The sequence below is a fragment of the Paenibacillus sp. S28 genome, from assembly GCF_016624415.1.
Lineage (GTDB): Bacteria > Bacillota > Bacilli > Paenibacillales > Paenibacillaceae > Paenibacillus_AQ > Paenibacillus_AQ favisporus.
In genome coordinates this window covers 1-308 of record NZ_JACVTM010000058.1, presented here as the reverse complement: position 1 = coordinate 308, position 308 = coordinate 1, and the positions used below count along the sequence as shown (strand labels likewise).

Genomic DNA, 308 nt, shown 5'->3' with positions numbered 1-308 from the left:
CCATCTGCAGTCCGGCATTGTGCAGGAATGGCACCTGCAGCCCGGCCTCATCCAAGGTGAACATCTTGCAGAGGGAGCGGTCGGTCCGGATCATCTGGCCCCTGAATCCGTATCCTCGGACCATCTGCAGCCGGGCAGCGTCCAGGCGCATCATCTGGCACCGGAGTCCGTTACCACCGGTCTGCTGGAAGATGAAGCCGTTACGGGCGATAAAATTGCCCCGAACACGATCGACGGCAGCCACATCCAGCCGGAAACGATTCAGCCGCTTCACCTTCAGGCGAGAAGCATCCAGGAATGGCATCTTC

The 308-nt window shown here is 60.1% G+C and carries 1 protein-coding gene; it reads left to right on the top strand.

The window, feature by feature from the left end; all coding sequences use genetic code 11:
- The coding region (locus IAE55_RS33630; protein WP_200634984.1) for a hypothetical protein at positions 1-308 on the top strand (308 nt) is incomplete at both ends.